The sequence below is a fragment of the Bradyrhizobium sp. genome (genome assembly GCF_028868675.1).
Classification (GTDB): domain Bacteria; phylum Pseudomonadota; class Alphaproteobacteria; order Rhizobiales; family Xanthobacteraceae; genus Bradyrhizobium.
In genome coordinates, this window is record NZ_JAGWUA010000268.1 from 1 (window position 1) to 5,118 (window position 5,118).

At 66.4% G+C, this 5,118-nt stretch carries 4 protein-coding genes and 1 pseudogene; 2 read left to right on the forward strand and 3 right to left on the reverse strand.

The annotated features are described in order from the left end of the window. Both KGM94_RS23215 and KGM94_RS23220 read left to right on the forward strand, forming a co-directional pair. A pseudogene (locus tag KGM94_RS23215) lies at positions 1-246 on the forward strand (polysaccharide deacetylase family protein); the annotation flags it as partial. A gap of 12 nt (positions 247-258) precedes the next feature. Beyond that, entirely contained in the window at positions 259-810 is a 552-nt protein-coding gene (locus KGM94_RS23220; protein WP_300264500.1) for a dihydrofolate reductase, read from the forward strand. Between the two features lie 45 nt (positions 811-855). Here the strand turns inward: KGM94_RS23220 and KGM94_RS23225 are convergent, their stop codons facing one another. The 3 genes from KGM94_RS23225 to KGM94_RS23235 all read right to left on the reverse strand — a co-directional run. Then, a complete protein-coding gene (locus KGM94_RS23225; protein WP_300264501.1) occupies positions 856-1,308 on the reverse strand; it encodes a DoxX family protein in 453 nt (150 codons plus the stop codon). Between the two features lie 350 nt (positions 1,309-1,658). Next, on the reverse strand, positions 1,659-3,965 hold the full coding sequence (locus tag KGM94_RS23230) for an NADP-dependent malic enzyme (protein ID WP_300264503.1): 2,307 nt from the start codon (positions 3,963-3,965) through the stop codon (positions 1,659-1,661). 57 nt (positions 3,966-4,022) lie between these two features. Continuing rightward, a partial coding sequence (locus KGM94_RS23235; RefSeq protein WP_300264505.1) for an amino acid--tRNA ligase-related protein occupies positions 4,023-5,118 on the reverse strand: 1,096 nt, incomplete at its 5' end.

Genomic DNA, 5,118 nt, shown 5'->3' on the forward strand with positions numbered 1-5,118 from the left:
ATGACCAAGCTCGACAAGCTCGGCAAGGGCATCATCCTGATGCACGACTTCCAGAAGCACACCGCCGAGGCGCTGCCGACGCTGCTGCAGCGGCTGAAGGCCGGCGGCTTCAAGGTGGTGGCGATGCGCGCCAAGGCGCCGGTCTCGACGCTTCCCGAATACGACCAGGAACTGCTCAAGGACGTCAAGCTGCCGACGGTGAGCCAGCGCCCGGTCAACAGCGTCGTCACCACGGTCTCGGAATAGTTTTCCGCCGCCATGGCGGGTCTCGTCATCGAGGGCTACGTCATCGCATCCGCCGACGGCATGCTGGCCGACGCGCGGCACGAGATGCCGGATGCGCTCAAATTCGAAGGTGATAAGAAGTTCTTCGAGGCTGCGCTCGATCGCGCCGCGCTCGTCGTGCACGGCCGCCATTCACATGAAGGCCAGCCCAACTCGCCGAAGCGCAAGCGGCTGGTCCTGACCCGCAAGGTCGCAGCGCTGGCGCCCGATCCCGACACGCCGAACGCCAGCCTGTGGAATCCCGCCGGCGCGACCTTCGAAGAGGCTTGCGCCTTCGCCGGCGTTGCGTCCGGCACGGCCGCGATCATCGGCGGCCCCGTCGTGTTCGACCTGTTCATGGATCGCTACGACACGTTCTGGCTCTCGGAAGCGCCGCACGTCCGCCTGCCGGGCGGCGAAGGCTGCTTCGTCGGCGTGCCCGCGCGCACGCCGCACCAGGTGCTGGCCTCCCACGGCCTCAGGCCGGGCACGCCGCATCTGCTCGATCCCGCGTCCGAGGTCACCGTGACACCGTGGCGGCGGTAGCGCGACCTGCCGCGATGTCCTTCGGTTCTCGTGTCCCGGACGCGCCTACACGTCGCCGTAGGCCGGCTCAGCCTGCCGGGTCGCCCGGCCGTAGCCCATGATCATGAACAGCGCGCCGATAATCGCGAGGTTCTTCAGCGCGTCCACCAGCATCTTGCCGTTCTCGGGCGGCGCCTGATTCCAGAAATCGAAGAAGTAGAAGGTGGCGAGCGCTACATAGACGATCAGCAGCATGGCGAAGAAGCGGGCGCCGAAATTCAGCGCGATCATCAGGCCTGCGACGATCTCCAGCCCGCCGACGACGATCGCCAGCAATTGCGGCGTGGTCATGCCGGTCGCCTGCTCCACCTGCTGGGCATAGGGCAGGATCATCTCGGGCACCGTGACCTTGGCGGCGATGAAGTCGGCGGTCGCCTGCACCGCAAACAGTTTGGTCGCGCCCGTATAGATGAACAGCACGGCGAACAGGATTCGCCCGAAGGTCACGAACGCTGGCATGGTCGGCCTCTTGGCTCAGGCTTGGAGCGGGACGCTGACGCGATTATGAAGCGTCGTCGCCTCATTTCATATAGGAGAAATCTCCTATCCGCCTGCCGATCTGGAAACGATTCTCGCGCGCGGCGTTTCGTGACATCCCATGGCGACGGGGCCGTTGGGCATCGGTCGGTCAGCGACCACATCCGGGGCAGCGGCCCCCGCGGTCCGGATCCTCTAACGATGCGCGGTTGCCGCCGATTTGCCCGATGGGTCAAACGGTTTCATCGCGTGAGCCAGTCATTGCCGGCTCCTCCGTTTCCACTGTGCATGGGGTTGAACCGCGGCTTTTTGTCGGAAAGGCCCGGTCGAGCCTATGTGAACAGGCTCGGCTGCTGGCGGGCGGCGCGCTCCTGGGCCTCGACGACGGCGACCGCCGTCATGTTGAGGACGCCGCGCGCGGTCACCCCCGGCGTGAGGATGTGCGCCACCCGGGCCGGGCCGATCAGGATCGGGCCCACCGGCAGCGCATCGGCCAGCACCTTGATGGTCTGGTAGGCGATGTTGGCGGCGTCCAGCGTCGGCATGATCAGGACGTTGGCCTCGCCTTCGAGGTTGGAATGCGGCAGCACCAGCTTGCGCGCCGGCGCCGACAGCGCGGTATCGGCCTGCATCTCGCCGTCGGCCTCGATCTCCGGATGCTTCTCCTTGAGGAGTTGGGTGGCGCGGCGCATCTTGCGCGAACTGTCGGTGTCGTAGCTGCCGAAATCGGAATGCGACACGAAGGCGATCTTCGGCTTGATGTTGAAGCGCTGCACGTGGATCGCGGCCAGCGCCGCGATCTCGGCGAGTTCCTCCGCGCCCGGGTTCGGCCGCACCTGGGTATCGGCGATGAAATAGGCGCCCTTGGTGGTGATCATCAGCGCCAAGGCCGCGTAGTCGCTGATCCCCGGCGAAAAGCCGACGATCTCGCGGACATGGCGCAGATGGCTCATGTAGCGGCCCTCGACGCCGCAGAGCATGGCGTCGGCCTCGCCGCGCATCACCGCGAGCGCCGCGATCACCGTGTTGTTGGTGCGCACCACGGTGCGCGCCGCCTCCGGCGTCACGCCGCGCCGGCCGGCGACCTCGACATAGGACTGCACGTAGGAGCGGTAACGCGGATCGTCTTCGGGGTTGACGAGGTCGAAATCCTTGCCGGCCCTGATCGACAGGCCGAAGCGCTTGATACGCGCCTCCACCACCGACGGACGGCCGACCAGGATGGGACGCGCGAGTTTCTCCTCCAGCACGACCTGCGTGGCGCGCAGCACGCGCTCGTCCTCGCCCTCGGCATAGATCACGCGCACCGGCTGGGTCCTGGCCTTGGCGAACATCGGCTTCATGACGAGGCCGGAACGGAAGGCGAAGCGGGTGAGCTGCGCGGTGTATTCGTCGAAATTACCGATCGGCCGCGTCGCGACGCCGGACTCCATCGCCGCCCTGGCCACCGCCGGCGCGATGCGCAGGATCAGCCGCGGGTCGAACGGGCTCGGGATCAGCGATCCCGGTCCGAAGCCGCCGGCCTCGCCGTCAAAGCCCTGCGCGACCGCATCCGACGGCGCCTCGCGGGCCAGTTGCGCGATCGCCTCCACGGCCGCGTGCTTCATCTCCTCGTTGATCGCGGTGGCGCCGACGTCGAGCGCGCCGCGGAAGATGAAGGGAAAGCACAGGACGTTGTTGACCTGGTTCGGATAGTCGGACCGCCCGGTGCAGATCATGGCGTCGGGGCGCGCCTTGCGCGCCTCCTCCGGCATGATTTCCGGCACGGGGTTGGCGAGTGCCAGGATCAGCGGCTTGTCCGCCATCTCTTTCGCCATCTCCGGCGACAGCACGTTCGGCGCCGAGAGGCCCAGGAAGATGTCGGCGCCGCCGATCACGTCGGCAAGCGTCCGCTTGTCGGTCTTCTGGGCATAGACCGCCTTCCAGCGGTCCATGGAGGTGTTGCGGCCGTCGTGGACGAGACCATCGATGTCGCAGACCCAGATGTTCTTGCGCTGCGCGCCCATCGACACCAGCAGGTTCAGCGTCGCGAGCGCCGCGGCGCCCGCGCCGGAAGCCACGATCTTCACCTCGGGCAGGGTCTTGCCGTTCAGCCTCAACCCGTTGGTGATGGCGGCGGCGACGATGATGGCGGTGCCGTGCTGGTCGTCATGGAAGACCGGGATCTTCATGCGCTCCTTGAGCTGTGCCTCGATCTCGAAACATTCGGGTCCCCTGATGTCCTCGAGATTGATGCCGCCGAAGGTCGGCTCCAGCGCCGCCACCGTCTCGACCACGCGCTCGATGGTGTCGGCGGCGATCTCGATGTCGAAGACGTCGATGCCGGCGAACTTCTTGAACAGCACCGCCTTGCCTTCCATCACCGGCTTGGACGCGAGCGGGCCGATGTTGCCGAGGCCGAGCACCGCGGTGCCGTTGGAGACCACCGCGACGAGGTTGGCGCGCGTCGTCAGCGAAGCCGCCTCCGCCGGGTTCCTCGCGATCTCGGTGCAGGCGGCCGCTACGCCCGGCGAATAGGCGAGCGCGAGGTCGCGCTGGTTCGCGAGCGGCTTGCTCGCCTGGATCTCGAGCTTCCCGGGCCGCGGCAGACGATGATAGGCGAGCGCCGCGGAATGCAGGTCTTCAGAATTGGACGACATCGTTCCCCCCGAGGTTGAGACTCGGATCGTGAAAGATATTGCGGCGGCCACGGCCGGCTATTTTTGCGGCAGATTGACCCTGATGTGAAGCTCGCGCAACTGCTTGGTGGTCGCCTCCGAAGGCGCGCCCATCAGGAGGTCCATGGCTTGCTGGTTCATCGGGAACAGCGAGACTTCGCGCAGATTCGTCGTGCCGCAGAGGAGCATGACGATGCGATCGACGCCCGCCGCCATGCCGCCATGAGGCGGCGCGCCATACTGGAACGCGCGGTACATGCCGCCGAAGCGGTCGACCACTTCGCTCTCGCCGTAGCCCGCGATCTCGAACGCCTTCACCATCGCCTCGGGGCGATGGTTGCGGATGCCGCCGGAGGCGATCTCGTAGCCGTTGCAGGTGATGTCGTACTGGAACGCCTTGATGGTCAGCGGATCCTGCGTCTGCAGCGCCTCCAGCCCGCCCTGCGGCATCGAGAACGGGTTGTGAGAGAAGTCGACCTTCTTGTTCTCCTCGTCGTACTCGTACATTGGGAAGTCGACGATCCAAGCGAGCTCGAACCGCTCCTTGTCGACGAGGTTCAGCTCCTCGCCGACTTTGGTGCGGGCCAGGCCCGAGAACTTCCAGAATTTATCGGGATCTCCGGCGACGAAGAAGGCGGCATCGCCTTCCTTCACGCCGAGCTGGCTGCGGATCGCGGCGGTGCGCTCAGCGCCGATGTTGTTCGCGAGCGGCCCCGCGCCTTCGCCGCCCTCGCGCCACATGATGTAGCCGAGGCCCGGCTGGCCCTCGCCTTGCGCCCAGGAGTTCATGCGGTCGCAGAACGCGCGTGAGCCGCCGCCCGGTGCGGGAATCGCCCACACCTGATTCTTCGGGTCTTCCAGCATGCGCGCGAACACCTTGAAGCCGGAGCCGCGGAAGTGCTCGGAGACGTCCTGGATTTCAAGCGGATTGCGCAGGTCAGGCTTGTCGCTGCCGTATTTGCGAAGCGCTTCCGCGAACGGAATTCGCCGCCAGCCCTTCGTCACCGGCTTGCCCTTGGCAAACTCTTCGAACACGCCGGTGATCACGGGCTCCAGCGCCGCGAACACGTCGTCCTGGGTGACGAAGCTCATCTCGACATCGAGCTGGTAGAACTCGCCCGGCAGGCGGTCGGCG